This window comes from Erwinia sp. E602, assembly GCF_018141005.1.
In the GTDB taxonomy this organism is placed as follows: domain Bacteria; phylum Pseudomonadota; class Gammaproteobacteria; order Enterobacterales; family Enterobacteriaceae; genus Erwinia.
Genome location: NZ_CP046582.1, coordinates 4,708,055 through 4,733,662 on the forward strand (window position 1 = coordinate 4,708,055; position 25,608 = coordinate 4,733,662).

The following is a 25,608-nucleotide window of genomic DNA, read 5'->3' on the forward strand; positions in this document are numbered from 1 at the left end:
GAATGACTTCTGTTTTCCATTTTCTGCTCGCCCTGGCCATTATCTTCGGCCTGGCGCTGCTGTTCAGTAACGACCGTAAAAAAATCCGCCCGCGCATCCTGCTGCAGCTGGTGGTGATTGAAGCGGCGCTGGCCTGGTTCTTCCTGCACGCGTCCGGCGGCCTGAGCGTGGTCTCGGCCGTCTCCGGCTTCTTTGAAGTGCTGCTGAAATACGCGGCCCAGGGGACCGACTTTGTGTTTGGCGGCATGAGTTCGCAGGGTCTGGCGTTTATCTTCCTTGGCGTACTGTGCCCGATCGTGTTTATCTCCGCGCTGATCGGCATTCTGCAGCACCTGAAAATCCTGCCGTGGCTGATCCGCTTCTTCGGCACCGTACTGTCGAAAATCAACGGCATGGGCAAGCTGGAGTCGTTTAACGCCGTCAGCACGCTGATCCTCGGCCAGTCGGAGAACTTTATCGCCTATAAAGGTATCCTGGCAGACATCTCCCCGCGCCGCCTCTATTCGATGGCGGCGGCAGCGATGTCCACCGTGTCACTGTCGATCGTCGGTGCCTATATGTCGATGATTGAGCCGCGCTACGTGGTGGCGGCGCTGGTGCTCAACATGTTCAGCACCTTTATCGTTCTGTCGATCATCAACCCGACGCCGGCAGGGGATGAGCCGGAAATCCGTCTTGAGAAGCTGCACGAAGACCAGAGTTTCTTCGAGATGCTGGGTGAGTACATTCTTGCGGGCTTTAAGGTGGCGATGATCATCCTTGCGATGCTGATTGGTTTCATCGCGCTGATCGCCATGGTTAACGCGGTGTTTGCCAGCCTGTTTGGCATCAGCTTCCAGCAGATCCTCGGCTACGTGTTCTGGCCTTTCGCCTGGCTGATCGGCATTCCGACCGCTGACGCGCTGCCGGCGGCCAGCATTATGGCCACCAAGCTGGTGACCAACGAGTTTGTGGCGATGATTGAGCTGAAGAAGGTCGCCGCCGGACTGTCACCACGCGGGCTGGGTATTCTGTCGGTGTTCCTCGTCTCCTTCGCCAACTTTGCTTCGATCGGCATCGTGGCGGGAGCCATTAAGGGACTGAACGAGCAGCAGGGCAACGTGGTGTCGCGCTATGGTCTGAAGCTGATTTACGGCTCGACGCTGGTCAGCCTGCTGTCGGCGGCGTTTGCCGGGCTGGTGCTGTAAACGTCAATCGGTGGCATGGGTGAGCCCGGCGGTTTACGCCGGGTAGCCCGTCAGCAGCCGTGGCCGGCTAAGCGTCAGAAGGCCACGCAGACCGGCGCATCCACCCGCATCACCGAGTCCTGCGCAAAGCGCTGCTTATAGACCGCGCGCAGCGCCTCTATCCCCTGCTCGCTGCCCTGGTCCAGCGGGTGGATCAGCATCAGCGCCCGGCTCTCTTCCCGCGCCAGCCTGCCGTCATCGCCCAGCCACTGCCCCTGCGCGGCAAACACCGTCAGCCCCGCCTTGAAACGCGGCGTGACGTCATCATCGACAAATTTCTGCCACTCTGCCGGGGTAATCGCCGCACCCTGCGGGCGGTTCAGGCCGAAGTAGAGCGTGGTCTGCACCATCGCATCACCGCGGACGCAGGCCGCGGCGGGGGGCGCCTGGCGGGCGGGTGCGCTGCAGCCGGCCAGCGCCAGCAGCAGCACGCCGGAAATAACGCTACGTATCAACATCGGGGCTCCTGATTAATCGGTTAAATAGCGGCGATCGCCACACTAGCAGGCCGCCCGCCGGGAAGCATCTAAAATTCTGTCGCTAAAACAGCGGCGTTTACGGCGGCATTTCACTGAATGCCTGTTAAGCCACCGCCTGCGCCGTTATACTCGCTGCCTGATTCCTTGATACCAACGGGTACGCACAATGATCCGCAGCATGACCGCCTACGCACGGCGAGAAACCAAAGGCGAATGGGGCAGCGCCGCCTGGGAGCTCCGTTCCGTCAACCAACGCTATCTGGAGACCTATCTGCGCCTGCCGGAACAGTTCCGCGGCCTGGAGCCGGTGGTCCGCGAGCGTATTCGCAACCGCCTGACCCGCGGTAAAATTGAAGTCAGCCTGCGCTTTGACGCCGACCCGCGCGCCCAGAGCGCGCTGGTGCTGAATGAGAAACTGGCCGTTCAGCTGGTTGAGGCCGCTAACTGGGTCAAGCTGCAGAGCGATGAGGGTGAGATCAACCCGCTGGATATTCTGCGCTGGCCGGGCGTGATGTCCGCCGCCGAACAGGATCTGGATGCTATCTCCGCAGAGCTGCTGAGCACGCTGGACGTAGCCATCGACGACTTTATCACCGCACGGGAAACCGAAGGCGCGGCGCTGAAGCAGCTGATCGAACAGCGTCTGCAGGGCGTCAGCGCCGAAGTCACTAAAGTTCGCGCCCATATGCCGGACGTGCTGAAGTGGCAGCGTGAGCGGCTGGTCAGCCGTCTGGAAGAGGCGCAGGTGCAGCTGGAGAATAACCGGCTGGAGCAGGAGCTGGTGATGCTGGCGCAGCGCGTGGACGTGGCGGAAGAGCTGGACCGCCTGGAAGCCCACGTGAAAGAGACCTACAACATTCTGAAGAAGAAGGAGGCCGTCGGCCGCCGCCTCGACTTTATGATGCAGGAGTTCAACCGCGAGTCGAACACCCTGGGCTCCAAGTCGATCAACGCCGAGATCACCACCTCAGCCATTGAGCTGAAGGTGCTGATCGAGCAGATGCGCGAGCAGATTCAGAATATTGAGTAAATATTCAGGACGAATCACTAAAGATTGAAAAAACCAAAGCTCGCCACCAGGCGGGCTTTTTGTTATCACGAAACATCACAAGAAAGCATGAAAGCGCATGATTGAGGTGTATCCAACAGGTTTCTTTCATATTAGTTTGGTACACCTCCTGTTCAACACTCAGGAAGACGCAATGCCAAAACTTTCTGACATGCCGATCAGCGCATGAATTAAGGCCGGAGAACGCTTCGAGGGCCGCGCAGATGGCGGTGGCCTGTATCTGCGATTCAGAGCAGCAGACAAAAGTGGAGTGTCCACATTACGTGGGTAAGATCAATCGGCAACAGAAAAAGCAGCAATAATTATCACCCCTGAGACTGAGTGGAGTACTCGATGAACGAACATCACCAACCGTTTGAAGACTTACGGCAACATGGAAACGAAGGGCAAGAGTATTGGTCAGCAAGAGATTTAGCACCGCTGCTTGATTATCGTGACTGGCGAAATTTCCAAAATGTTCTTTCGCGGGCAGCCCAGGCTTGTGAAACCAGTCATCAGCAGGTTTCAGACCATTTCGTTGAGACCACCAAAATGGTTGTGCTGGGTTCGGGTGCTCAACGAGAGCTGGAGGATGTTCACTTGTCCAGGTACGCCTGCTATCTCGTGGTGCAGAATGGCGATCCCGCTAAACCCGTTATCGCTGCCGGGCAAACTTACTTTGCTATTCAGACCAGACGGCAGGAACTGGCAGACGATGAAACATTCAAACGGCTGCGTGAAGATGAAAAACGGCTGTTTCTACGCAATGAGTTAAAAGAGCACAACAAACAGCTGGTGGAGGTCGCGCAGCAGGCAGGGGTTGAAACCACCTTAGATTTTGCCATTTTTCAAAATCATGGTTACCAGGGCTTATATGGTGGTCTGGATCAGAAAGCGATCCACCAGCACAAGGGGCTTAAGAAGAGTCAAAAAATCCTCGACCATATGGGGTCAACGGAACTGGCGGCCAACCTGTTCCGCGCAACGCAGGCAGAAGAGAAACTTCGCCGGGATGAGGTCAAGTCAAAGCAGCAGGCAAACCAGACTCACTTTGATGTTGGCAGGAAAGTAAGACAGACGATTGAAGAGTTGGGTGGAACGATGCCTGAAGATCTACCTTCCCCGGATAAGAGCATCAGGCAGATTGAATCAGCCGCAAAAAAACTGAACAAAAAATAACCCTAAACAGCAGCACCCGGTTTTACGGTGTACCCAAGGGTGTACCCAATGAAAAACTGGCAAACATGAAACCCTACCAGACAAGGTTTAAGCCCGCCTACTCAACAAACAGATTCAACTGAGTAAAGGTTCCGGAAGAATACTCAAAGAGTAACGCATTCAGAAACCCGCCTGCCGGGTGGCAAAAACTGGCGATATCATTGTACGGTTGTGGTCATTTAAATATCTCCCGCCCGACATTCTCGCGATACCTTTTCAGGGCCGCTGCGCCAGATACGCCCGCGGTGAACGGCCGGTCATCTTGCTGAAAAAGGCCGAGAAGGCGCTGTCGCTGGCAAACTCCAGCGCGGCGGCGATCTCAGCCTGCGGTTGCCCCGCCACCAGCATCTCCAGCGCTTTTATCAGCCGCCACTGCTGTCGCCACTGCTGATAGCTCAGCCCGGTTTCGCGCAGCAGAATTCGGCTGATGGTTTTTTCGCTGGCCCCGCTGCTGCGCGCCAGGCTATGCAGCGGCGGCGGCAGGGTCATCGCGTTCAGCGCCCGCAGGCGGCGGTCGACGGGCAGCCGTAGCGTGGTCAGCTCGCGCGGTGCGGCCTGCAGCTCGTCCAGGCACACCGCCAGCAGGTTTGCCGCCGCCCCCTGCCGCCAGTCGGTGTTAAATTCAGCGAAGGCGATACGTTCCAGTACCTCGCGCAGCAGCGGGCTGGCGCTGACGATCTCAACGTGACCGGCGAGGGAGGCAAACCGCGCCTGCACCAGCCACACCGAGCGGTAGCCGGCCACGCCCTGGATCTGCACGCGGTGCGGCACGCCCCCCGGGATCCACGCCACCCGCCCCGGCGGCAACAGTGAAAAACTCTGGTTCAGCGTGATGCGCATACAGCCCTGCTGGCTGAACAACAGCTGCCCTTTATCATGCTGGTGCATGCCCGAGTCGTGCTGCGCCAGCCCGGAGGCGATGCCCAGCACATCGTTGCGGTAATCGTCGGGATCAAAGGGTGCGTCTGCATCTATCCGTGGCATAACATGTCCGATTTCAACAATTTTTTGTCTTTTATATTGTAAAGGGAGAGTGACGGCCGGTGCTATTTTATTCGCTCATTTACCCCTCACTCTCGCAGGAAGACTATGCAACCTAAACTGACGCTCCCCCTGGCGACCTGCCTGATGATGTTCCCACAGGTGGTGGAGACCCTTTACAGCCCGGCGCTGACCGCTATCGCGCAGGGTTTTCAGGTCAGCGCAGAGGCGGCGGCGCAGACCCTGTCGCTTTACTTCTTCGCGTTTGCCTTCGGCGTGGTGGTGTGGGGCCGCATGTGTGACCTGATCGGCCGACGCCCGACGATGTTAGCAGGCCTGGTGCTGTATCTGGTCGCCTCGCTGACGGCCGTCTTCAGCGGCAGCTTCACGCTGCTGCTGCTGGCGCGGATGCTGGCGGCCTTTGGCGCTGCGGTGGGGTCGGTAGCGACGCAGACGGCGATCCGCGATCGTTTTGACGGTCACCAGCTGGCGCGGGTGTTCTCCCTGATGGGGATCGCCATGGCCGTCAGCCCGGCGATCGGCGTACTGAGCGGCACCCTGCTGACCCGCTACGGCGGCTATCAGGGAGTATTCACCGGCCTGGCCGTGCTGGCTGCGGTGCTGCTGGCATACACCGCCTGGCAACTGCCGGAAACCCGTCCGGCGCAGTGGACCACCACGCCCTTTTTCGCCACGCTGCGGCGCATGCTGCGGGATTGGGACATCTGGCGCAGCGCGCTGTGGGTGGCGCTGTTCAATATCTGTATGTTCAGCTATTACCAGCTGGCCCCCTTCCGCTTTGCGACGCTGGGCGTGCCGCAGCACTGGTTCGGTTATACCGGGCTGGTGCTGGCGGCGGGCGTGGCCGCCGGTGCCGGTATCAACCGGCGGCTGGTCGCCGTCGGCTGGGGATTACGCCGGCTGCTGACGCTGGCCGGTGGGCTGGCGCTGGCCGGGGGCGCGGGGGTGCTGGCGCTGGAAAACAGCGTCGGCTTTGTGCTGGCGATGGTGCCGGTGGTAATGGCGTACGGTATCGCGATACCCAATGTCCTCGCTTATGCTCTGCGCAGCTATAAGGACTGTGCCGGCACGGCGGGGGCGCTGCTCGGGCTGCTCTACTACCTGCTGCTCGGTACGGGGCTGTCTCTGGCCGGACTGGCGCAGAACCTCGGCGCCGTGCTGATCCTGTGCAGCCTGCCGATCCTCCTGCTTACCTGGACGCTGAAGGGTAAGCCGCGTCAGGCCGCCACTGAGTAAACCGCCGCCGGGCCGGTGACGGCCCGCCACGCCTCGGACAGCAGCCCTTCCCACCGCTAGGCAGAATCACTGGCAGGGAGTAAACTATGCCCCTTCTTTTATTATGGATTTGACTGAGACCCTATTATGCAAACTTTACCTCCCTGCCCGAAATGTCACTCTGAATACAGCTGGCAGGATGGCGAACAGCTGAACTGCCCTGAGTGCGGCCACGTCTGGCAACCGGGTGCCGAGGGCGCGACGGAAGACGCGCTGATCGTTAAGGACGCCAACGGCAACCTGCTGGCCGATGGCGACAGCGTGACGGTGATTAAAGACCTGAAGGTGAAGGGCAGCTCAACGCCGCTGAAGATCGGCACCCGGGTCAAAAGCATCCGGCTGGTCGAGGGTGACCACAATATCGACTGCAAAATCGACGGCTTTGGCCCGATGAAGCTGAAGTCAGAGTTTGTGAAGAAGGGCTGAGCGCCCTCTTTCAGCCCGATACTTTTGTGACGCGCCGGCGGCGCTAGCCCGGCAACTGCGGCGGCGACTGCAGCGCGATAAAACTGTCGGCGTCCAGGCTGTGCGCACGGCCCTGGTCGATGACGATCACCCGGTCGGCGCTGCGAATGGTCTCCGGCCGGTGCGCGATGATAATGCGCGTTACCGGCATCTGGCGGATGGCGGCATTAATCAGCCGCTCACGCTCGATGTCCAGGTGGCTGGAGGCCTCATCCAGCAGCAGGATCTCCGGCTGGCGGTAAAGCGCCCGCGCCAGCAGCACGCGCTGGATCTGCCCACCGGAAAGCGACGACCCCATATCCCCGACCAGCGTCTGATAGCCCATCGGCATCGCCACGATATCGTCATGGATCTGCGCCTGCTGCGCGGCCACCTCAACCTGCTGCGGGCTGGGTTCGGCATCAAAGAAGCTGATGTTCTCCGCAATCGATCCGGCAAACAGGATATCGTCCTGCATCACGCAGCCGATGCGGGCGCGGTGAGCCTGCATGCCGGTACGGCGAATATCCACGCCGGCGACCGTAATCTCCCCCTGCTGCGGTTTCAGCAGGCCCAGCAGCAGCTTGGCCAGCGTGGTTTTACCCTGCCCCGAACGTCCGACAATCGCCACGTTTTCACCGGGTGCGATGGAGAAATCACACTGGTGCAGGATCCAGGGTTCGTTTTCCGCATAGCGGAAACTGAGGTCGCGGACGGTTAACCCGGGGCCGCTACACCGCGGCCCGGACGGCCGTTCGATCGCGCCGGCCGGACGATCCTCCTCTTTCTCGGTTAGCACGATATCGGCAATACGCTCGCCGTGCAGGCGCAGCATGCGGAACTCAAGCAGCGCATCGATTAACCCGGAGGCCCGCGCGATAAACTGATCGGAGAAGCTGATAAACGCCACCAGCATCCCCGCCGAGAAGTTCCCTTCCAGCACCTGCAATGCGGCCAGCCAGATCAGCACGATGCGCCCGACGCCGGCGATGGTGCCCTGCAGCGTGGTAAAGCTGATGCTCAGCCGCTGAATGGCGATGCCCTTATTGGTCGACTCCACCAGCGCATTGGCATATGCCGCCAGCCGCACCTCCTCTTTATTGTTCAGCTTGACCGCCTGCGCGCCGCGGATCGTCTCCAGCAGCTGGGTTTGCGTGCGGGCCGCGGCGATAATCTGCTCTTCATTGGCCCGGCGGAACGGCCGCCAGGAGACAAAGCGAATCAGCATATAGGTAACAAACAGCCCGATAACCAGTACCGTCAGCTTCGCGTTGTAGGCAAAAATCAGCCCGAGGGTGACAAAGGCCATCACCCCATCCAGCACCGTACTGATAAAACGGGTGGTCAGGGTATTCTGAATGGTTCCGATCGAGCCAAAGCGTGAAACGATGTCGCCCACGTGACGGGCTTCAAAAAACGCCATCGGCAGGCCCAGCAGCCAGGAAAAGACGTTGGCCGACCACTGCACGCTGAGCATGCTGGAGAACCACGCCATTACCCAGGATCGCAGCGCGCTGACCACGTTTTGCAGCAGCAGAATGATGATAAACCCGCTGCCCAGCAGCGTCAGCAACGAGCGGTCGGCGGAGACCAGCACCATATCCATCACCCACTGCATAAAGAACGGCGTCAGGATGCCGAACAGCTCCAGCGCCAGTGACATAATCAGGATCTGCGCAAACACGCTCTTCAGCCCGATAATGCCGCCGACCAGCCGGCGCATTGACACGCTCTGCTTCTCTTCCAGCCGCTGGAAACTGGCCGACGGCAGCAGTTCCAGCGCCACGCCGGTAAAGGATTTAGAGACCTCCTCCATGCTAACTTCACGCAGGCCCCGCGCCGGATCGTGCAGGATAACTTTGTTGCGGGTCACCTTCTTTAACACCACAAAGTGGTTCATCTCCCAGTGCAGGATGCACGGCGTGCTGAGCTGGTCCAGCTCGTCCAGCTCCAGGCGCAGCGCACGGCTCGCCATCCCCAGCCGGTGGGCGATCTGCATGATATCCGCCAGCGTGGCCCCCTTCAGCGAGGTGGAAAAACGGTGCCGCAGGGTGACGAGGTCAAAGTGATGGCCGTAATAGCCGGCAATCATCCCCACGCAGGCCAGCCCGCACTCTGCGGCCTGGGTTTGCTGTAGCATGGGCAGCCGGCGTCGCCAGCCAAACACCAGTGAATCAGTAAAACGCATGTTTTATCCTTAAACGTTATCGTCCGTGAGGCGCACCAGGGTTCCGTCAGTCAACGGTACGGCGGGCCTGCGCAAACAGCGGCTCCAGCACCCACTCAATCAGGCGACGGTGCTCGATCAGGAAATCGGCTTCGACCGCCATGCCCGAACGCAGAGGTTCGCTTTTACCGTAGGCGATGATCTGCTGATGATTCAGTGCCACCCGCACCCGGTACTGCTGTTCGTTGACCTTGTTATTGCCGGTAATGCCGGCGATTTCCTGCGGCGTTAGCGCAGTACGCGAGACTTCCAGAACGCGACCATACTGTTGGCCAAATTTTTGATAGGGGAATGCCTGATAACGCAGCACTACCGTCTGGCCTGGGCGGATAAAGCCGATAGCGCGGCTGCTGACCAGCATACGTGCTTCCAGCGGGCTGTTTTCCGGCAGCAGCGAGATCAGCGACTGCCCGGCAGTCACCACCTGGCCAACGTGGCTTAACACCGTCCCGACCGTGCCATCCTGGGGTGCCCGTAGCACCACCGAACGACGCGACTCATTTTCCGCCAGCGACTGCCTGACGCCAGCCAGACGCACCTCCAGTTCATGCTGCTGGTTAGCGGCGGTCATCGGCTGTTCACCAATCTGCTGTGCCAGCTGTGCCAGTTGCTGCTGCTGCTCCAGCCTCTGACGCTGCAGCTCCTGTACGGCGCTGCCGGCATCCAGCAGCGTGGTTTCCTGCTGATCCACCTGCGTACCGGAGGCATAGCCCTCGCGGTTCATGCGGCGCAGTTTATCCAGCTGGCGCTGTGCCAGCCTGACCTGCTCCAGCCGTTTGGCAATCAGCTGCGACATCTGCGCGATCTGCGCCTGTAAAATGGTCTGGCGTGCCAGCAGCCCCCTCAGCGTTTCGGCGCTCAGCGCGGCGGTTTCGCGCTGCTCATTCTCAAGCCTGGCGCTCTGCAGCTGCAGCTGGGTAATCACCGTGTCCCAGGTCGCGCCCTGTGAAGTCGCCAGTTCGGAGGCGATCTCGATCAGCGGCTGGCCACGACGGATGCGGTCGCCCTCCTTAACCGCAATGCGGGTGACGGTTCCGGCGCTCTGTGGCACCAGGGTGGTCACCCCTTTCACCGGCAGCAGCTCGCCGCTGGCATTTTCTCGTTTGGTATAGCTACCGAAGATAAAGAACAGGGTGATGGTAAGGGTGATAAAGGCAATGACGCTGACCACCAGCCAGCGCCACGGCGGTGAGTACACCGCAACGGTTCCAATGGTTTTCGAAGCGTTATTGCCGGTCGCTTCCGGTCTGAATAGCGGCTCTTCCATGAGGGTTACTTCCTGTCAGAGGACGAAATCTGAGTGGGGTGGCAGCTGAACTGCTGCAGCATGGGGTCGTCAAGTGTGCCCTGCAGAGCCAGCAGCTGAATACCGGCGCTGAGGTACTTATAGCGGGATTCCGCCTCGTTCTGCATGGCGTCGTAATATTTCTGCTCGGCGTTAAGTTCATCAATGGTGGTACGCAGACCGAGTTCACGACCATACCGGGTGGACTTCACCTTGCTGTTGGCGGAGAGCGCCGCTTTCTGGCGCGCTTTCAGCAGCGCGCGGCCGTTAGTGATGTTCAGCCAGGCGGTGCGCGTCTGTTGATTAACCTGCCGCCGGGTATTTTCCAGTGCATACTTTGCCTGATTGAGGCGATTCAACGTTTCGCGGGACGCAGAAAGTTGCCCGCCGCCGGCAAACAGCGGCAGCGAGACGTTGACGCCGACCAGCGTATTTTTAGTTTTTGAGGTGGTACCAAAAATATTATCCAGCACGTTTTCATCCTCACCACGGCTCCAGTTGCCGCCATAGCTGGCCTGCAGGTTAACCACCGGCAGGTGGGCGGCAGTAGCGCTGACCACGTTACTGCGCGCCTGAGCGACCTGGGTGCTGGCTTTTCTGATTTCAGCGTTATTGCGCTGTGCCAGCAGCAGCGCTTGTTGCATGTTCTCCTGCTGCGTGAGGCGATAACACTGGCTGGATACCGGCTCAATGCCATCAGCGATTAAACCGGTCAGCCGGGTGTATGCGGTACCGGCAATCTCCAGATCGTTACGCGCGGCAATCTCCTTCGCCTGCGCGTCATCATAGTTCGCCTGGGCTTCATCGACTTCCGTGCGCGTTCCCTCACCCAGTCGAAGTGCGGCCCGCGCCTGCTCACGCTGCTGGCCATATACGCGGATGGCAGAAACCGCTACCTCAAGCACCTCCCGCTGGTACACCACCCTGAAGAAAGCGTCTGACACGTCGCGAATTAACGTCTGCTGCGCAACGATAAATTCTGCATCGGCCAGATCGGACATGGCGCTGCCACGCTGAAATGCGGCAAATTTTGCCAGGTCAAACAGCGGCTGGTTGAGATTAACACTGTAGTTATGCCGTTTAACGGCCGCTGCATATTTCACATGAGGCTGGTCCTGTTTGGCATAACCTCCTTCCAGATTAATCGATGGCAACAGACCAGCAATCCCCTGGTCAAAGGCTTCATTGCCCGCTTTTTTTTCCTCTAATGCTGCGCTAAATCCGGCATCGTAGCGGCGTGCAGCATTTACCGCTTCTAAAAGCGTGGTTGCCTGCAACAACGAGGGGAAAAAAAACACAAGTACTAATACTCTTTTCATTTAATCCCTTAAATCCAGTCAATCCTTGTTTATTTAATGGAATTCTGTTTTCCAAAAAATGAGGAGCTTTGGTGTCAAATTAATCCCTGCGCATAGGCGTACCGAATCAACTCTATATTGGTGGAAACGCCTAAGCGGCGCATTGCGTTATACTTCTGTGTCGAGATGGTGCTGATGGTTCTGTTCTGCCGATGGGCAATTTCTGCCAGCGAATACCCGGATGAGAATAAGCGTACCACTTCCAGTTCTTTCGGCGTCAGGGTGTTACCCCGTTCGTTACCTTTTGCCAGCGGAGCTTTAAGATGGCTCAGCGATGAGGAAAAGTAACAGTCCTGCTGACTGACCACATGATGGCAGGCCAGCACCGTTTCCTCCACCGCATCTGATTTACTGACAATCGCCCTGATACCGTAGTCGCAGGCCTTTCTTAAAATTGCCACATTCTTTTGTGACGTCAGCAGGACGATGTGCGTATCCGGATAGCGGGCCGCCAGCGCGCGCAGTTTGGTGAAGCCATCGATGGTGGAACGATCTGAACCCAACGAAAAATCGGTAATAACAATATCGGTGGTTTTCACCGCCAGAACGGACAGCAAGTCCTTACCACATGCAGCTTCATTGGTAATAAGAAAACGGTCACTGGTTGAAAAAAGCATTTTTAAGGAATGCATGATATGTGGATGATCGTCAGAAACGGTTACCGTGTATCTGCTGTACATAACGCCTCCTGCCTGAGAATATCTTTTAGGCCGTTCACATTGGTGACTGGAAAAGAGGTTGTATGACCCTGCCTTCCCGATCGCGAAAGTTCCTTCCCTGCCATTTAAGAATTAACTTAGTTTTAGAGATGCTGTTTAAAAAGCAAATGAAATATACCCCACACCAGCACCATTAGTAACAAAACAAACCCCCTGCTACGCACAAATAATCAAAACATCAGTCTCAAAATTTTAAAATAAATTAATATTCAAAGGTGTCATTCTATTTTCTGGCCTGATTTCTGCTCTCTGCTCATTTTTACCGTATGCCAACGGAATAAAGTGATAACAGTCTCATATTCAGTACGCCTGCTTTCGCAGATTGTGGCCAGTACCGGGCCAGTCAACCATCCTTTTTTTAATAACTTTATCCGCTAACTAACTCAAGAAGAATCGATCGGGTCAATATCTTCATAACACTAAAAATCAATGTATTACGATTAATATAGCCGTAAAAATAAACAAACAAACCATCAAAAAAACTAATCCCAAGAGGCTATACTGAGAAAATTTCAGTCGCTGCCCGTGCCATTACACCGTAGTCTTGCGGCCTCTAAATCTGGAGTTGATTATGTTACTCACCGTACTCTACATCATCGGCATCACCGCTGAAGCGATGACCGGGGCGCTGGCCGCTGGCCGCCGTAAGATGGATCTGTTTGGCGTGATTATCATTGCATCGGTGACCGCGATTGGCGGCGGCTCGGTTCGCGATATGCTACTCGGACATTATCCACTTGGCTGGGTCAAACACCCGGAGTACATCCTGATTGTGGCGGCGGCGGCGGTAATCACCACCTTCGTGGCACCGCTGATGCCCCATCTGCGCAAGGTCTTTCTGGTGCTGGATGCGTTGGGGCTGGCGGTGTTTTCCATTCTGGGGGCGCAGGTCGCGCTGGATATGGGTCATGCGGGAATTATCGCTGCGATCAGTGCAGTGGTGACCGGAGTATTCGGCGGCGTGTTGCGTGATATGTTTTGCAACCGCATTCCGCTGGTGTTTCAAAAAGAGCTGTATGCCGGTATCGCGTTTGCCTCCGGCTGGCTGTACATCCTGCTGCAGAAAACGGAGCTGAATATGGAAACGGTGATCGTTATTACCCTGCTGTTTGCCTTTATCGCCCGCCTGCTGGCGCTGCGTTTTCGGCTGGGTCTTCCGGTGTTCAACTACGAGCACGGCGATCACTAGACGCTACGCCCCGCTAATACGATGCGGCTGGCCGGAATACTCCGTCATCGTTTAAAGCAGCGGCCCCTTACAACCATCAGGGCCATACGTTGAGCTGTTGCAGCCTGCCGATCAGTTGCTGTACGGTTTGATGCTGTAAAAACTGCCTGATGCGCCGGGCGCTTACCGCCCCGGTGCCCGGTAACTGCTGCCACTCCTGTTCGCTGCGCGCCAACAGCTGCTGCCAGCCATTGTCGGTTAAGGTACGCAGCGCAGCTTCGGGAATCGGTACGCCCAGCGCCCTCACCCAGCGTTTAAACGGGCGCTGCTGGCTGAGACGGAACTGCTGCCAGAACAGCTCACCGCGCTGCGGCCCGATCCCCGGCATCGCCCGCAGCTGCCCGGCTGACAGGGTCAACCACGAGAACAGATCGCTTACTCCACCGGCTTCAATCAACTGCTGCCAGCTGGCACGCCCGATGCCGGCCATATGTAACGCTGCGCTACCGCTCAGCCACTCCAGCCGCGCCAGCAGCTGCTGACGGCAGCCGCTGTCGTCGTGAAAACAACGCAGATTACTGGAAGCAGGGGGTGGCTGCGGATAGTCACGCTGGCTAACCCGCCATATCACCTCGTTCAGACGGGGGATCCCCTGCCCGGCCAGGCTGAGGCTGACCCGATCGCCCGGCAGCACATCCCGCTGCCGCCAGCGTGCCACCGACCCGAGGCTGACCCGGCTGACGCGTTTGTCATCCAGCTGCACCGGCTGCAGATCCAGTACCACGCTAATCTGCCCGGTGCGCCCGGTGTTGAAGCGTACCGCCTGCACTTCGCTGCTGCGCTCCGGCGGCGGGTATTTCCACGCCACCGCCCAGTTACCATCGTTGGGCATCCAGTGGCTGCCACGCGGGGTGGGCAGGCTGTGCACCACCACCCCATCGCTGGTGAACGGCAGGGCCTGCTGAAACCAGCGATCGCGCCAGGCAGCAACCTCGCTGACTTCGGTCACCCGACGGCTCCATTCACTGACGTCAGGCAAGCCCGCGCTGCGCAACCCGGCCAGTTGCCCGGCCAGCGACTCCGGCCCGTCTGGCCACGCCCAGATAAACAGCCCGGTGCGGGCCAACAGCGGTGATGGTTTTACCGCCATTAACGCGCCGGCCAGCTGCGAACGGGCATTCATCCCACCCTGCAGCGCCTGGCGATGACCGTTCATCATCAGATAGAGTTCGCCCTGAAATACCGTGACGCCGGAAAAAGGTGCGGGCCGCCCTGATGCAGATGATATGGCTGGTATGGTGCCCGATGTGCCCGATGTGCCCGATGTGCCTGATGCGGCTGATGTAGCTGATATCCCTGATGTGCCCGATAAGCCTGATTTTCCTGATGTGCCCGAGATACCCGACGCCGGAAGCACCGCGCCGGTCGCCAGCGTGGCCGGTATCGCCGGGATCAGCCGGGCTTTTGCCGTCCAGTCCTCGCCGTGCAGGCCGTCGCCGCGGCTGATCATTTTGTCCAGCCGCCCGTCGCGGTAGACCAGCGTTACCGCCACGCCATCCACCTTCGGCTGCACCCACATCTGTTCCCGGCCCTCCATCCAGCGCGCCACCTGCTGGCCGTTACTCAGCTTCTTTACCCCGACATGAGCGACGGGGTGCAGAATCCTGCCGCCGCTGGCCAGCGCAGGCTGGTGGGTGAGCCCAGGTTTAAAGCAGCTGAGCCAGTGCTGCAGCTGCTGTTGCAGCTGGTCGTAACGCCCATCGCTGACCAGCGCCTGACCCTGCTGATAGTAGGCGCGATCCCAGACGCTAAGCCGGGCGGTCAGCGCCGCGATCTCCTGCTCTGCCCGGTACGGGCTCCATTGCGGGCACTGCGCCTGAACCCAGCCGCAGGCCAGCCAGACCATCACCATCAGATATCGCATTGCACACCTCCTCTCAAGGGTCAGGAACAGGCGGCAGTAAAGCGCAGGGCATCAGGTCTGGCGAGCGGCGAATACCGTATCCTGAAGCTGTCACAGGAAATTTTTATGCAACGCAGCAAAAGCGTTAAAAAAATGCGTATTACTGTCAGGTTTCAGAGAAATTACGCGGTGAATCACCCGAAACGCTGCATGACGCGCTGCACCTGTGTATACTGTGCAGGAAGTAGACTCCGCTTTTTTGGCTTATCAAGAATAATCATGGCTCAAGGCACGCTTTATATTGTTTCCGCCCCCAGTGGCGCGGGTAAATCCAGCCTGATTCAGGCACTGTTAAAAACGCAGCCGTTATATGACACCCAGGTGTCAATTTCGCATACGACCCGTGGCATACGGCCGGGTGAGAATCACGGCGAGCACTATTTCTTTGTTAATCACGACGAGTTTCGTTCGATGATTAGCGAAGACGCGTTTCTCGAACATGCTGAAGTCTTTGGCAACTATTACGGCACGTCGCGTAAAGCGATTGAGCAGGTACTGGCCACCGGCGTTGACGTATTCCTGGATATCGACTGGCAGGGTGCGAAACAGATCCGCGAGAGAATGCCCGCTGCCCGCAGCATTTTTGTGCTGCCGCCTTCGACCGAAGAGCTGGACCGTCGCCTGCGTGGCCGCGGCCAGGACAGCGAAGAGGTGATTAGCAAGCGCATGGCGCAAGCCGTGGCCGAGATGAGCCATTATGCGGAGTACGATTATCTGATCGTGAATGATGATTTCGACCTGGCGCTGTCCGATCTGAAAACCATCATTCGCGCCGAGCGTCTGCGTATGGGCCGCCAGAAGGCCCGTCATGATGCTTTAATCAGCAAACTATTGGCAGACTGAGGACAACTCAGTATGATGCCGAGTCTTTTCTTCACCCGTGGAGTATCACACAAATGGCACGCGTAACCGTACAGGACGCAGTAGAGAAAATTGGTAACCGTTTTGACCTGGTTCTGGTCGCCGCACGTCGCGCACGTCAGATGCAGGTGGGTGGTAAAGATCCACTGGTTCCGGAAGAAAACGATAAATCCACGGTGATCGCCCTGCGCGAAATCGAAGAAGGCCTGATTACCAATCAGATCCTCGACGTGCGCGATCGTCAGGAGCAGCAGGAGCAGGAAGCCGCCGAACTGCAGGCGGTTACCGCTATCGCCGAAGGCCGTCGTTAATTCGCATTTAAAGGCTCGCCTTGTATCTGTTCGAAAGTCTCAATCAGCTGATTGAAAAATACTTGCCTGAGGAGCAGATTAAGCGCCTCAAGCAAGCCTACCTTGTCGCACGTGATGCCCACGAGGGACAGACACGCTCCAGCGGTGAGCCCTATATCACCCATCCGGTTGCCGTTGCCTGTATCCTGGCGGAAATGAAGCTCGACCATGAAACGCTGATGGCCGCGCTACTCCATGACGTGATCGAAGACACCCCCGCCACTTATCAGGACATGGAACAGCTGTTTGGCAAGACCGTGGCTGAACTGGTTGAGGGCGTCTCCAAGCTCGATAAGCTGAAATTCCGCGATAAGAAAGAGGCACAGGCCGAAAACTTCCGCAAAATGATCATGGCGATGGTGCAGGATATCCGCGTCATTCTGATCAAGCTGGCCGACCGCACGCACAACATGCGTACGCTCGGCGCGCTGCGCCCGGATAAAAAACGCCGTATCGCGCAGGAAACCCTCGAAATCTACAGTCCGCTGGCGCACCGTCTGGGTATTCATCACCTGAAGACCGAGCTGGAAGAGCTGGGCTTTGAGGCGCTCTACCCCAACCGTTACCGCGTGATTAAAGAAGTGGTGAAGTCCGCCCGCGGCAACCGTAAAGAGATGATCCAAAAAATCCTCTCTGAAATTGACGGTCGCCTGCAGGAAGCGGGGATCCCCTGCCGGGTCAGCGGTCGCGAAAAGCACCTCTATTCAATTTACTGCAAGATGCACCTGAAAGAGCAGCGCTTCCATTCGATTATGGATATCTATGCGTTTCGGGTGATCGTCAAAGATCTGGATACCTGTTACCGGGTGCTGGGGCAGATGCACAGCCTCTATAAGCCACGCCCCGGCCGGATGAAAGACTATATCGCTATCCCCAAGGCCAACGGCTATCAGTCGCTGCACACCTCGATGATCGGGCCGCACGGCGTGCCGGTTGAGGTGCAGATCCGTACCGAAGACATGGATCAGATGGCAGAGATGGGGGTGGCAGCCCACTGGGCATATAAAGAGCAGGGCGAAAGCAGCACCACCGCACAGATCCGCGCCCAGCGCTGGCTGCAAAGTCTGCTGGAGCTGCAGCAGAGCGCCGGTAGCTCGTTTGAATTTATCGAGAGCGTGAAATCCGATCTGTTCCCGGATGAGATTTACGTGTTTACCCCGGAAGGGCGCATCGTCGAACTGCCTGCCGGCGCCACGCCGGTCGACTTCGCCTATGCGGTACATACCGATATCGGCCACGCCTGCGTCGGTGCCCGTGTCGATCGTCAGCCTTATCCGCTGTCGCAGTCGCTGACCAGCGGCCAGACCGTCGAAATTATCACCGCACCGGGCGCGCGGCCGAACGCCGCCTGGCTGAACTTCGTGGTCAGCTCGAAAGCACGCGCCAAGATCCGCCAGCTGCTGAAAAACCTCAAGCGTGACGACTCGGTGAGCCTCGGCCGCCGCCTGCTGAACCATGCGCTGGGAGGCAGCCGTAAACTGGCTGAAATCCCGCCGGCCAATCTTCAGCATGAGCTCGAACGCATGAAGCTGGCGACGCTGGACGATCTGCTGGCCGAAATCGGCTTGGGCAACGCGATGAGCGTGGTGGTGGCGAAGAATCTGCAGCAGAGCGATGCTGCGCCGTCAGGCGCCAGCCAGTCCACGCCTTCACGCAGTAAGCTGCCGATCAAGGGTGCGGACGGCGTGCTGATCACCTTTGCCAAATGCTGCCGCCCGATCCCCGGTGACCCGATTGTCGCCCACGTCAGCCCGGGTAAAGGGCTGGTGGTGCACCATGAGTCCTGTCGTAACATCCGCGGCTACCAGAAAGAGCCGGAGAAGTTTATGGCGGTGGAGTGGGACAAAGTCACCGAACAGGAGTTCGTCGCCGAGATTAAGGTGGATATGTTCAATCACCAAGGCGCACTGGCTAACCTGACCGCGGCGATTAATACGGCAGGTTCCAATATTCAGAGCCTGAACACCGAAGAGAAAGACGGACGCGTTTACAGCGCCTTTATCCGTCTGACCGCACGCGACCGCGTCCATCTGGCCAATATTATGCGTAAAATTCGCGTAATGCCGGATGTCATCAAGGTGCACCGTAACCGCAACTAAGGTTGCCCCTCCAGGCTGCGGCCGCCGGCGCTCTCACGCCGCGCGGTCCGCACCCGCCGTGCTTTCGCATCCGGCGGCATACCACCATTTTTAAGGGAGTTTTCCTGCGCATGAACGCTCAACGCTACGCCCGCATTCGAGAAATGCTCGCCGCACGCCAGCACGATCTGACGGTGTGCATGGAGCAGGTCCACAAGCCGCATAACGTCTCGGCGGTGATCCGTACGGCGGACGCCGTTGGCGTGCATGAAGTCCACGCCGTATGGCCGGGCAGCCGGATGCGCACCATGGTCTCCTCGGCTGCGGGCAGCAACAGCTGGGTGCAGGTGAAGACCCACCGCACCATTGCCGAAGCGGTCAGCCACCTGAAAGGGCAGAAGATGCAGATCCTCGCCACCCATCTCTCCGCCAAGGCGGTGGATTTTCGTGAAATCGACTACACCCGCCCGACCTGTATTCTGATGGGGCAGGAGAAAACCGGCATCACCCAGGAAGCGCTCGACCTGGCCGACCAGGACATCATTATTCCGATGATCGGTATGGTGCAGTCGCTGAACGTCTCCGTCGCCTCCGCGCTGATCCTCTACGAAGCACAGCGTCAGCGGCAGAACGCGGGTATGTACCAGCGCACGGAGAGCACGCTGGACTACGCCGAGCAGCAGCGCCTGCTGTTTGAAGGCGGCTACCCGGTGCTGGCGCGCGTGGCGAAACACAAAGGGCTGCCCTACCCGGTGATTGATGACCAGGGCCAGGTGGTCGCCGATGCGGACTGGTGGGCCACCATGCAGTCGCGAGCGGTGAAATAATGCAGGGCCGCCTGCTGGATGCGGTTCCGCTCACTACCCTGACCGGCGTCGGTGCCAGCCAGGCGGCAAAGCTGGCCAGAATCGGTCTGGTCACCCTTCAGGATCTGCTGCTGCACCTGCCGCTGCGCTACGAAGACCGCACTCAGCTGTACGCCATTAATGACCTGCTGCCGGGGATTTACGCCACCATTGAGGGCGAAGTGCTGCACAGCGACATCAGCTTTGGCCGCCGTCGTATGCTCACCTGTCAGGTGAGCGACGGCAGCGGCGTGATCACCCTGCGCTTCTTTAACTTTAATGCCGGCATGAAAAACAGTCTCGCGCCCGGCCGTCGCGTCACCGCCTACGGTGAGATCAAACGCGGCCAGCGCGGTGCCGAGATCGTCCACCCGGAGTACCGCGTGCAGGGCGATCACGGCGTTACCGAACTGCAGGAGACGCTGACCCCGGTTTACTCCACCACCGAAGGCATCCGTCAGGCGACGCTGCGTAACCTGACCGATCAGGCGCTGACCCTGCTGGAGACCTGCGCGATCGCCGAGCTGCTGCCGCCGGAACTGAGCCAGGGGCTGATCGGCCTGCCGCAGGCGCTGCGCACGCTGCACCGCCCGCCGCCGGATATGGCGCTGGCGGACCTTGCCAGCGGCACCCATCCGGCCCAGCGGCGGCTGATTATGGAAGAGCTGCTGGCGCATAATCTGAGCATGCTGGCGGTCCGCGCCGGCGCCCAGCGCCATCACGCGCTGCCGATGGCCGCCAGCCACCGGCTAAGCAACCCACTGCTGGCGGCGCTGCCGTTTAAGCCGACGGGCGCACAGCAGCGGGTGGTCAAAGAGATTGAAGCAGATCTGGCCAAAGACTATCCGATGATGCGGCTGGTGCAGGGCGACGTCGGCTCCGGTAAAACGCTGGTTGCCGCCCTGGCGGCGCTTAACGTTATCGCGCACGGCAAGCAGGTGGCGCTGATGGCCCCCACCGAGCTGCTGGCCGAGCAGCACGCCAGTAATTTCCGCCAGTGGTTTGCGCCGCTGGGGATTGAAGTCGGCTGGCTGGCCGGTAAGCAGAAGGGTAAAGCGCGGCTCGCCCAGCAGGAGGCGATTGCCAGCGGCCAGGTGTCGATGGTGGTCGGCACCCACGCCATCTTCCAGGAGCAGGTGCAGTTTAACGGCCTGGCGCTGGTGATCATCGATGAACAGCACCGCTTTGGCGTTCACCAGCGGCTGGCACTGTGGGAAAAAGGCGTGGAGCAGGGCTTCCACCCGCACCAGCTGATTATGACCGCCACCCCGATCCCGCGCACGCTGGCGATGACCGCCTATGCCGACCTCGATACTTCCACCATCGACGAGCTGCCGCCGGGGCGCACCCCGGTGACCACCGTGGCGATCCCCGATACCCGCCGGGCCGACATTATCGCCCGGGTGAAAAGCGCCTGCGGCAGCGAAGGTCGCCAGGCCTACTGGGTCTGTACGCTGATCGAAGAGTCCGAGCTGCTGGAAGCCCAGGCGGCGGAAGCCACCTGGGAAGAGCTGAAAGTGGCGTTGCCGGAGCTGAACGTCGGCCTGGTGCACGGCCGGATGAAGCCGTCCGAAAAGCAGGCGGTGATGCAGGCGTTTAAGCAGGGCGAACTGCATCTGCTGATCGCTACCACGGTGATTGAGGTCGGGGTCGACGTGCCGAACGCCAGCCTGATGATTATTGAAAACCCTGAGCGGCTGGGGCTGGCGCAGCTGCACCAGCTGCGCGGCCGCGTCGGCCGCGGCGCGGTAGCCTCGCACTGCGTGCTGCTGTATAAGGCACCGCTGAGCAAAACCGCCCAGAAGCGTTTGCAGGTGCTGCGTGACAGCAACGACGGCTTTGTTATTGCCCAGTGTGACCTGGAGATCCGCGGCCCCGGTGAGCTGCTCGGCACCCGCCAGACCGGCAACGCCGAATTTAAGGTGGCCGACCTGCTGCGCGACCAGGCGATGATCCCCGAAGTGCAGCGCGTGGCGCGGCATATCCATCAGCACTATCCGCAGCAGGCTCAGGCGCTGATTGAGCGCTGGCTGCCGGAAACCGAACGCTATACTAACGCCTGACGGCTACGCTGGCGAAGTCCGGCCGGCCAGGATAAATGAAAGTTTGGCAAACGATTGCTTTTCACACCATTCGGTTTAAAATCGCCACCTTTATTGCCGCTGGAAGCCCCAAATGTCCGTTGAAACCTCCGTTGACGCTGCCGATCGTACCCCGGTTCCGGCCAGCCACAGTGAGCTGATCTACCGCCTGGAAGACCGCCCGCCGCTGCCGCAAACGCTGTTTGCCGCCTGCCAGCACCTGCTGGCGATGTTTGTGGCGGTAATCACCCCGGCCCTGCTGATCTGCCAGGCGCTGGGCCTGCCGGCGCAGGATACCCAGCACATTATCAGCATGTCGCTGTTTGCCTCCGGCGTGGCGTCGATCCTGCAGATAAAAACCTGGGGTCCGATCGGTTCCGGGCTGCTGTCGATTCAGGGCACCAGCTTTAACTTTGTCTCACCGCTGATTATGGGTGGGCTGGCGCTGAAGAACGGCGGTGCCGACGTGCCGACGATGATGGCGGCGCTGTTTGGCACGCTTATGCTGGCCTCCTGCACCGAGATGGCGCTGTCGCGCGTGCTGCACCTGGCGCGCCGGGTGATCACTCCGCTGGTCTCCGGCATCGTGGTGATGATTATCGGCCTGTCGCTAATTCAGGTGGGCCTGACCTCGATCGGCGGCGGCTTTGCGGCGCTCAACGATCATACCTTCGGCGCGCCGAAAAACCTGCTGCTGGCCGGCGCGGTACTGCTGGTGATTATTCTGCTTAACCGCCAGCGTAACCCCTACCTGCGGGTGGCTTCGCTGGTGATTGCCATGGCGGTGGGCTATCTGCTTGCGTGGGCGATGGGCATGCTGCCGGCAACCTCCGCACCGGCCAGTGAGGCGCTTATCACCATCCCGACGCCGTTCTATTACGGCCTGGGCATCGACTGGAGCCTGCTGATCCCGCTGATGCTGGTGTTTATGATCACCTCGCTGGAGACCATCGGCGATATCACCGCCACCTCTGACGTCTCCGAGCAGCCGGTCAGCGGCCCGTTGTACATGAAACGCCTGAAGGGGGGTGTACTGGCCAACGGCCTCAACTCCTGCGTCTCGGCGCTGTTCAACACCTTCCCGAACTCCTGCTTCGGCCAGAACAACGGCGTGATCCAGCTGACCGGCGTCGCCAGCCGCTATGTCGGCTTCTTTGTGGCGCTGATGCTGATCGTGCTCGGCCTGTTCCCGGCGGTCAGCGGCTTCGTGCAGCACATTCCTGAGCCGGTGCTCGGCGGTGCCACGCTGGTGATGTTCGGCACCATCGCCGCCTCCGGCGTGCGCATCGTCTCCCGCGAGCCGCTGAACCGCCGGGCGATTATGATTATCGCGCTGTCGCTGGCGGTGGGGCTGGGCGTCTCCCAGCAGCCGTTGATCCTGCAGTTTGCACCGGAGTGGCTGAAGATGCTGCTCTCCTCCGGCATTGCCGCCGGCGGTATTACCGCCATTGTGCTGAACCTGCTGTTCCCGCAGGAGAAGTAAGCGCCGGGCGCTGCCGGGCGGAGCAATCTGCCCGGCAATCTGTTCTGATGATGGTCACCCTTACCTCCTTGTTTCCCTCACCTTCTACCTTCTGCCTCATCCCTGACCTTCTCCTTACCGCTTTCTGCACAAATTTCAGCCTTGTCAGGGCTTCCCGGTTGAGATACGCCGTTAAATCAGGCATAACAAGCCATTAGCGGAAATCGATAGGGTGGTTGCGATGAAGTATCCCGGCAAAATTTTGCTTACGCTGTTGCTGATCCTGCTGCTGGCGCTGGTGGCCTGCTACGTGCTGTTGCAGACCCGCTGGGGCGCAGCGTGGGCAAGCCGCCAGCTGAGTGACGCGCAGTATCAGCTGAGCATCGGCAAGATTGAGCATAACTTCTCGGCCCCCGGACTGCTGCGGCTGGACGACGTGACGCTGACGGCACCAGGGCAGCCGCCGCTGCTGACCTCGCGGCGGGTGGACCTCGGTTTACGCCTGGCGCAACTGACTAATCCGCAGCACTTCGCCTCAATTCGTCTCAACGAAGGTACGCTTAACCTGACCGATAACGCGATGCCGGGGCGCCTGCAGGCTGACCGCCTGCTGCTGAGCCGGATGACGGTCAACGGCAGCGCGGGCGACTTGACGGTGCAGGGGCAGAAAGTTGACGGCGGCGTCACGCCGTGGCTGCCGGAAAAAGGGGCCCTGCTCGGCCAACAGGCGCGCTTTCAGCTGAGCGCCGGGTCGCTGGCGCTGGGCGACCTGACCGCCAGCAACGCGCTGCTGGAAGGCAGCATCAAAGGGCGCGAGTGGCTGTTCAGCAACGTGGGCGCGGACGTGGCGCTGGGTTCGATTACCGCTAATGCACGCCGCGACGCCAGCGGTGGCTGGCAGGTTCAGAGCCTGCGGCTGAACAGTATCCGCCTGCAGAGCGATAAAACGCTGGCCGACTTCCTGCAGCCGCTGCTCAGTCTGCCGGATATCAGTTTTAACCGGGTGGACGTCACCGATGCCCGGCTGGAGGGGCTGGACTGGGCGGTAACCGACCTGGATCTGCTGCTGAAAAATATTACCTTCAGCCACGGCGACTGGCAGAGCGATAACGGCACGCTGGCGCTCAACGCCAGCAGCTTTGTTAACGGCAGCCTGCAGCTCAACGATCCGATTGCCAGCCTGGAATTCTCACCGGCGGGCGTGGCGCTGACCCAGTTCAGCTCGCGCTGGGTCAACGGCATGATCCGCACCGGCGGCAGCTGGAGCCGCCGTGATAAAAAGCTGACGCTGGATGAACTGGTGGTCGCCGGGCTGGAATATACGCTGCCGGCCAACTGGCGTGAGCGCTGGTTGCAAACGCTGCCGGGCTGGCTCGACAGCGTGCAGGTTAGCCGCTTCACCGCCAACCGGAACCTGATTATCGATATTAACCCGGACTTCCCGTTCCAGATGACGGCGCTGGACGCCAGCGGCAGCAACCTGCTACTGGCGCAAAACCACCGCTGGGGTATCTGGTCCGGTAGCCTGAGCGCCAACGCCGCCGAGTCCACCTTTAACCGTGTTGACCTGCGTCACCCGTCGCTGGCGCTGAACGCCGACGGCAACAGCATTAACGTTACCGAACTGAGCGCTTTTAGCGGCAGCGGCATGCTGGAGGGAGTGGCCAACGTCAGCCAGGCTCCGCAGCGGGCTCTTTCGCTGTCGCTAACCGGTCGCCAGGTGAATGCGGCGGTGCTGGCGAACTGGGGCTGGCCGGGGCAATCTCTGCCGGCCGGCAGCAACCTGAAGCTTAGTCTTTCCGGTAATTTGCAGGCGGACAAGCCGCTGAAGCCGACGGTGAATGCTACGCTGGAGCTGAACGGCGGTGCGCAGAAGCAGAAACTGGTTAACGGCCAGCTGCAGTAAGTCGCTGGCAGCGCACACCAAAGAGCATTGGCACCTGCCGCTCTGCGCACGTCGACGTTACTGATAGTTCAGGGTATAGCTGGCCGTCGAGGTAAACGGGCCGAGCTGCAGGTTATGCTGCTGCAGCGCGTCCGGTTCGCCGCGTACCAGCGCCTGAAAGCCTAACTGCATGCTGCCACGGGTCAGGTCCGTGGCTGGGGTGGGCTGGTCCAGCGTCAGGGGATTACCGTTATCCTGACGCAGATCGATGGCGATCCCGGCGGTGCCGCCTGAAGCATTGCTGTGCACCCGCAGAGATTCGGGCAGTGCCTGGCTGCGTTCGCCGGAAAAGGTCACCGTAACGGTTTTATACACCGTAGTGCTGCAGTTGATCAGATGCAGGGTAAACCCTACCGGACGGGTCTGCTTGTTCAGGTAGAGATCCTCAGTGGAGAGTTGTTTAAAATCCACCTGCAGCGTCTCATCACCCGGGGCGATGCTGCACGGCAGCGCCACTACACGGCCGTGGAAGCGAATTTCACCACCAATCAGAATCGCTTCGTCAGCCCGCACAGCTAAAGTGAGTAACAGCGCCCAGACGCAGCATACTACTGAGAAAATCTTCATTGCCTCT

The 25,608-nt window shown here is 59.5% G+C and carries 21 protein-coding genes; 13 read left to right on the plus strand and 8 right to left on the minus strand.

Annotation, left to right across the window (positions count from 1 at the left end):
• Positions 1–2: 2 nt before the first annotated feature.
• Complete coding sequence (locus tag GKQ23_RS23195; RefSeq protein WP_101506596.1) at positions 3–1,187, plus strand: NupC/NupG family nucleoside CNT transporter; 1,185 nt, start codon at positions 3–5, stop codon at positions 1,185–1,187.
• Positions 1,188–1,261: 74 nt separating this feature from the next.
• On the opposite strand, the gene GKQ23_RS23200 is transcribed toward GKQ23_RS23195, so the two are convergent.
• Positions 1,262–1,684 (minus strand): DUF3574 domain-containing protein, encoded by a 423-nt coding sequence (locus tag GKQ23_RS23200; protein ID WP_056233574.1) that lies wholly within the window; start codon positions 1,682–1,684, stop codon positions 1,262–1,264.
• A gap of 187 nt (positions 1,685–1,871) precedes the next feature.
• Between GKQ23_RS23200 and GKQ23_RS23205 the strand changes: the two genes are divergently transcribed.
• Entirely contained in the window at positions 1,872–2,735 is an 864-nt protein-coding gene (locus GKQ23_RS23205) for a YicC/YloC family endoribonuclease (RefSeq protein ID WP_056233572.1), read from the plus strand.
• 372 nt (positions 2,736–3,107) lie between these two features.
• Positions 3,108–3,932, plus strand: coding sequence for a DNA damage-inducible protein D (gene dinD / locus GKQ23_RS23210; RefSeq protein ID WP_212409529.1), 825 nt, complete (start codon positions 3,108–3,110; stop codon positions 3,930–3,932).
• Between the two features lie 255 nt (positions 3,933–4,187).
• Here dinD and GKQ23_RS23215 read toward each other — a convergent pair whose 3' ends face one another.
• Positions 4,188–4,955 (minus strand): helix-turn-helix domain-containing protein, encoded by a 768-nt coding sequence (locus GKQ23_RS23215; protein ID WP_212409530.1) that lies wholly within the window; start codon positions 4,953–4,955, stop codon positions 4,188–4,190.
• 105 nt (positions 4,956–5,060) lie between these two features.
• Here GKQ23_RS23215 and GKQ23_RS23220 point away from each other — a divergent pair, with 105 nt between their 5' ends.
• Positions 5,061–6,209, plus strand: a complete 1,149-nt coding sequence (locus GKQ23_RS23220; protein WP_212409531.1) for an MFS transporter — start codon at positions 5,061–5,063, stop codon at positions 6,207–6,209.
• A gap of 126 nt (positions 6,210–6,335) precedes the next feature.
• Positions 6,336–6,674: a zinc ribbon domain-containing protein YjdM gene (locus tag GKQ23_RS23225; RefSeq protein ID WP_056233556.1), complete on the plus strand. Its 339-nt coding sequence runs from the start codon at positions 6,336–6,338 to the stop codon at positions 6,672–6,674.
• 43 nt (positions 6,675–6,717) lie between these two features.
• Here GKQ23_RS23225 and GKQ23_RS23230 read toward each other — a convergent pair whose 3' ends face one another.
• From GKQ23_RS23230 to GKQ23_RS23245, 4 genes are all read right to left on the minus strand, one after another.
• On the minus strand, positions 6,718–8,880 hold the full coding sequence (locus tag GKQ23_RS23230) for a peptidase domain-containing ABC transporter (protein ID WP_212409532.1): 2,163 nt from the start codon (positions 8,878–8,880) through the stop codon (positions 6,718–6,720).
• A gap of 46 nt (positions 8,881–8,926) precedes the next feature.
• A complete protein-coding gene (locus GKQ23_RS23235; protein ID WP_056233552.1) occupies positions 8,927–10,186 on the minus strand; it encodes an HlyD family secretion protein in 1,260 nt (419 codons plus the stop codon).
• Positions 10,187–10,191: 5 nt separating this feature from the next.
• A complete protein-coding gene (locus tag GKQ23_RS23240; RefSeq protein ID WP_056233551.1) occupies positions 10,192–11,523 on the minus strand; it encodes a TolC family outer membrane protein in 1,332 nt (443 codons plus the stop codon).
• Positions 11,524–11,597: 74 nt separating this feature from the next.
• Positions 11,598–12,242 carry a response regulator transcription factor gene (locus GKQ23_RS23245; protein WP_056233549.1) on the minus strand — a complete coding sequence of 215 codons (645 nt, stop codon included), beginning with the start codon at positions 12,240–12,242 and terminating at the stop codon, positions 11,598–11,600.
• A gap of 610 nt (positions 12,243–12,852) precedes the next feature.
• Here GKQ23_RS23245 and GKQ23_RS23250 point away from each other — a divergent pair.
• On the plus strand, positions 12,853–13,470 hold the full coding sequence (locus GKQ23_RS23250; protein ID WP_056233547.1) for a trimeric intracellular cation channel family protein: 618 nt from the start codon (positions 12,853–12,855) through the stop codon (positions 13,468–13,470).
• A 76-nt stretch (positions 13,471–13,546) separates the two neighbouring features.
• On the opposite strand, the gene ligB is transcribed toward GKQ23_RS23250, so the two are convergent.
• Positions 13,547–15,373: an NAD-dependent DNA ligase LigB gene (gene ligB / locus GKQ23_RS23255; RefSeq protein ID WP_249168454.1), complete on the minus strand. Its 1,827-nt coding sequence runs from the start codon at positions 15,371–15,373 to the stop codon at positions 13,547–13,549.
• A 258-nt stretch (positions 15,374–15,631) separates the two neighbouring features.
• Here ligB and gmk point away from each other — a divergent pair, with 258 nt between their 5' ends.
• The 7 genes from gmk to GKQ23_RS23290 all read left to right on the plus strand — a co-directional run bounded on the left by gmk (position 15,632) and on the right by GKQ23_RS23290 (position 24,995).
• Entirely contained in the window at positions 15,632–16,255 is a 624-nt protein-coding gene (gmk, locus tag GKQ23_RS23260) for a guanylate kinase (protein WP_056233543.1), read from the plus strand.
• Between the two features lie 53 nt (positions 16,256–16,308).
• Positions 16,309–16,584 carry a DNA-directed RNA polymerase subunit omega gene (rpoZ, locus tag GKQ23_RS23265; protein WP_016191359.1) on the plus strand — a complete coding sequence of 92 codons (276 nt, stop codon included), beginning with the start codon at positions 16,309–16,311 and terminating at the stop codon, positions 16,582–16,584.
• A gap of 20 nt (positions 16,585–16,604) precedes the next feature.
• Complete coding sequence (gene spoT / locus GKQ23_RS23270) at positions 16,605–18,722, plus strand: bifunctional GTP diphosphokinase/guanosine-3',5'-bis pyrophosphate 3'-pyrophosphohydrolase (RefSeq protein ID WP_056233540.1); 2,118 nt, start codon at positions 16,605–16,607, stop codon at positions 18,720–18,722.
• A gap of 110 nt (positions 18,723–18,832) precedes the next feature.
• On the plus strand, positions 18,833–19,528 hold the full coding sequence (trmH, locus tag GKQ23_RS23275) for a tRNA (guanosine(18)-2'-O)-methyltransferase TrmH (RefSeq protein WP_056233538.1): 696 nt from the start codon (positions 18,833–18,835) through the stop codon (positions 19,526–19,528).
• Positions 19,528–21,609, plus strand: coding sequence for an ATP-dependent DNA helicase RecG (recG, locus tag GKQ23_RS23280; protein ID WP_212409533.1), 2,082 nt, complete (start codon positions 19,528–19,530; stop codon positions 21,607–21,609). The genes trmH and recG overlap by 1 nt, the downstream gene beginning before the upstream one ends.
• Positions 21,610–21,721: 112 nt before the next feature.
• A complete protein-coding gene (locus GKQ23_RS23285) occupies positions 21,722–23,110 on the plus strand; it encodes an NCS2 family protein (RefSeq protein WP_212409534.1) in 1,389 nt (462 codons plus the stop codon).
• Between the two features lie 220 nt (positions 23,111–23,330).
• A complete protein-coding gene (locus GKQ23_RS23290) occupies positions 23,331–24,995 on the plus strand; it encodes an AsmA family protein (protein WP_212409535.1) in 1,665 nt (554 codons plus the stop codon).
• Positions 24,996–25,052: 57 nt separating this feature from the next.
• On the opposite strand, the gene GKQ23_RS23295 is transcribed toward GKQ23_RS23290, so the two are convergent.
• Positions 25,053–25,601 (minus strand): fimbrial protein, encoded by a 549-nt coding sequence (locus tag GKQ23_RS23295; RefSeq protein ID WP_212409536.1) that lies wholly within the window; start codon positions 25,599–25,601, stop codon positions 25,053–25,055.
• Between the last annotated feature and the right edge of the window lie 7 nt (positions 25,602–25,608).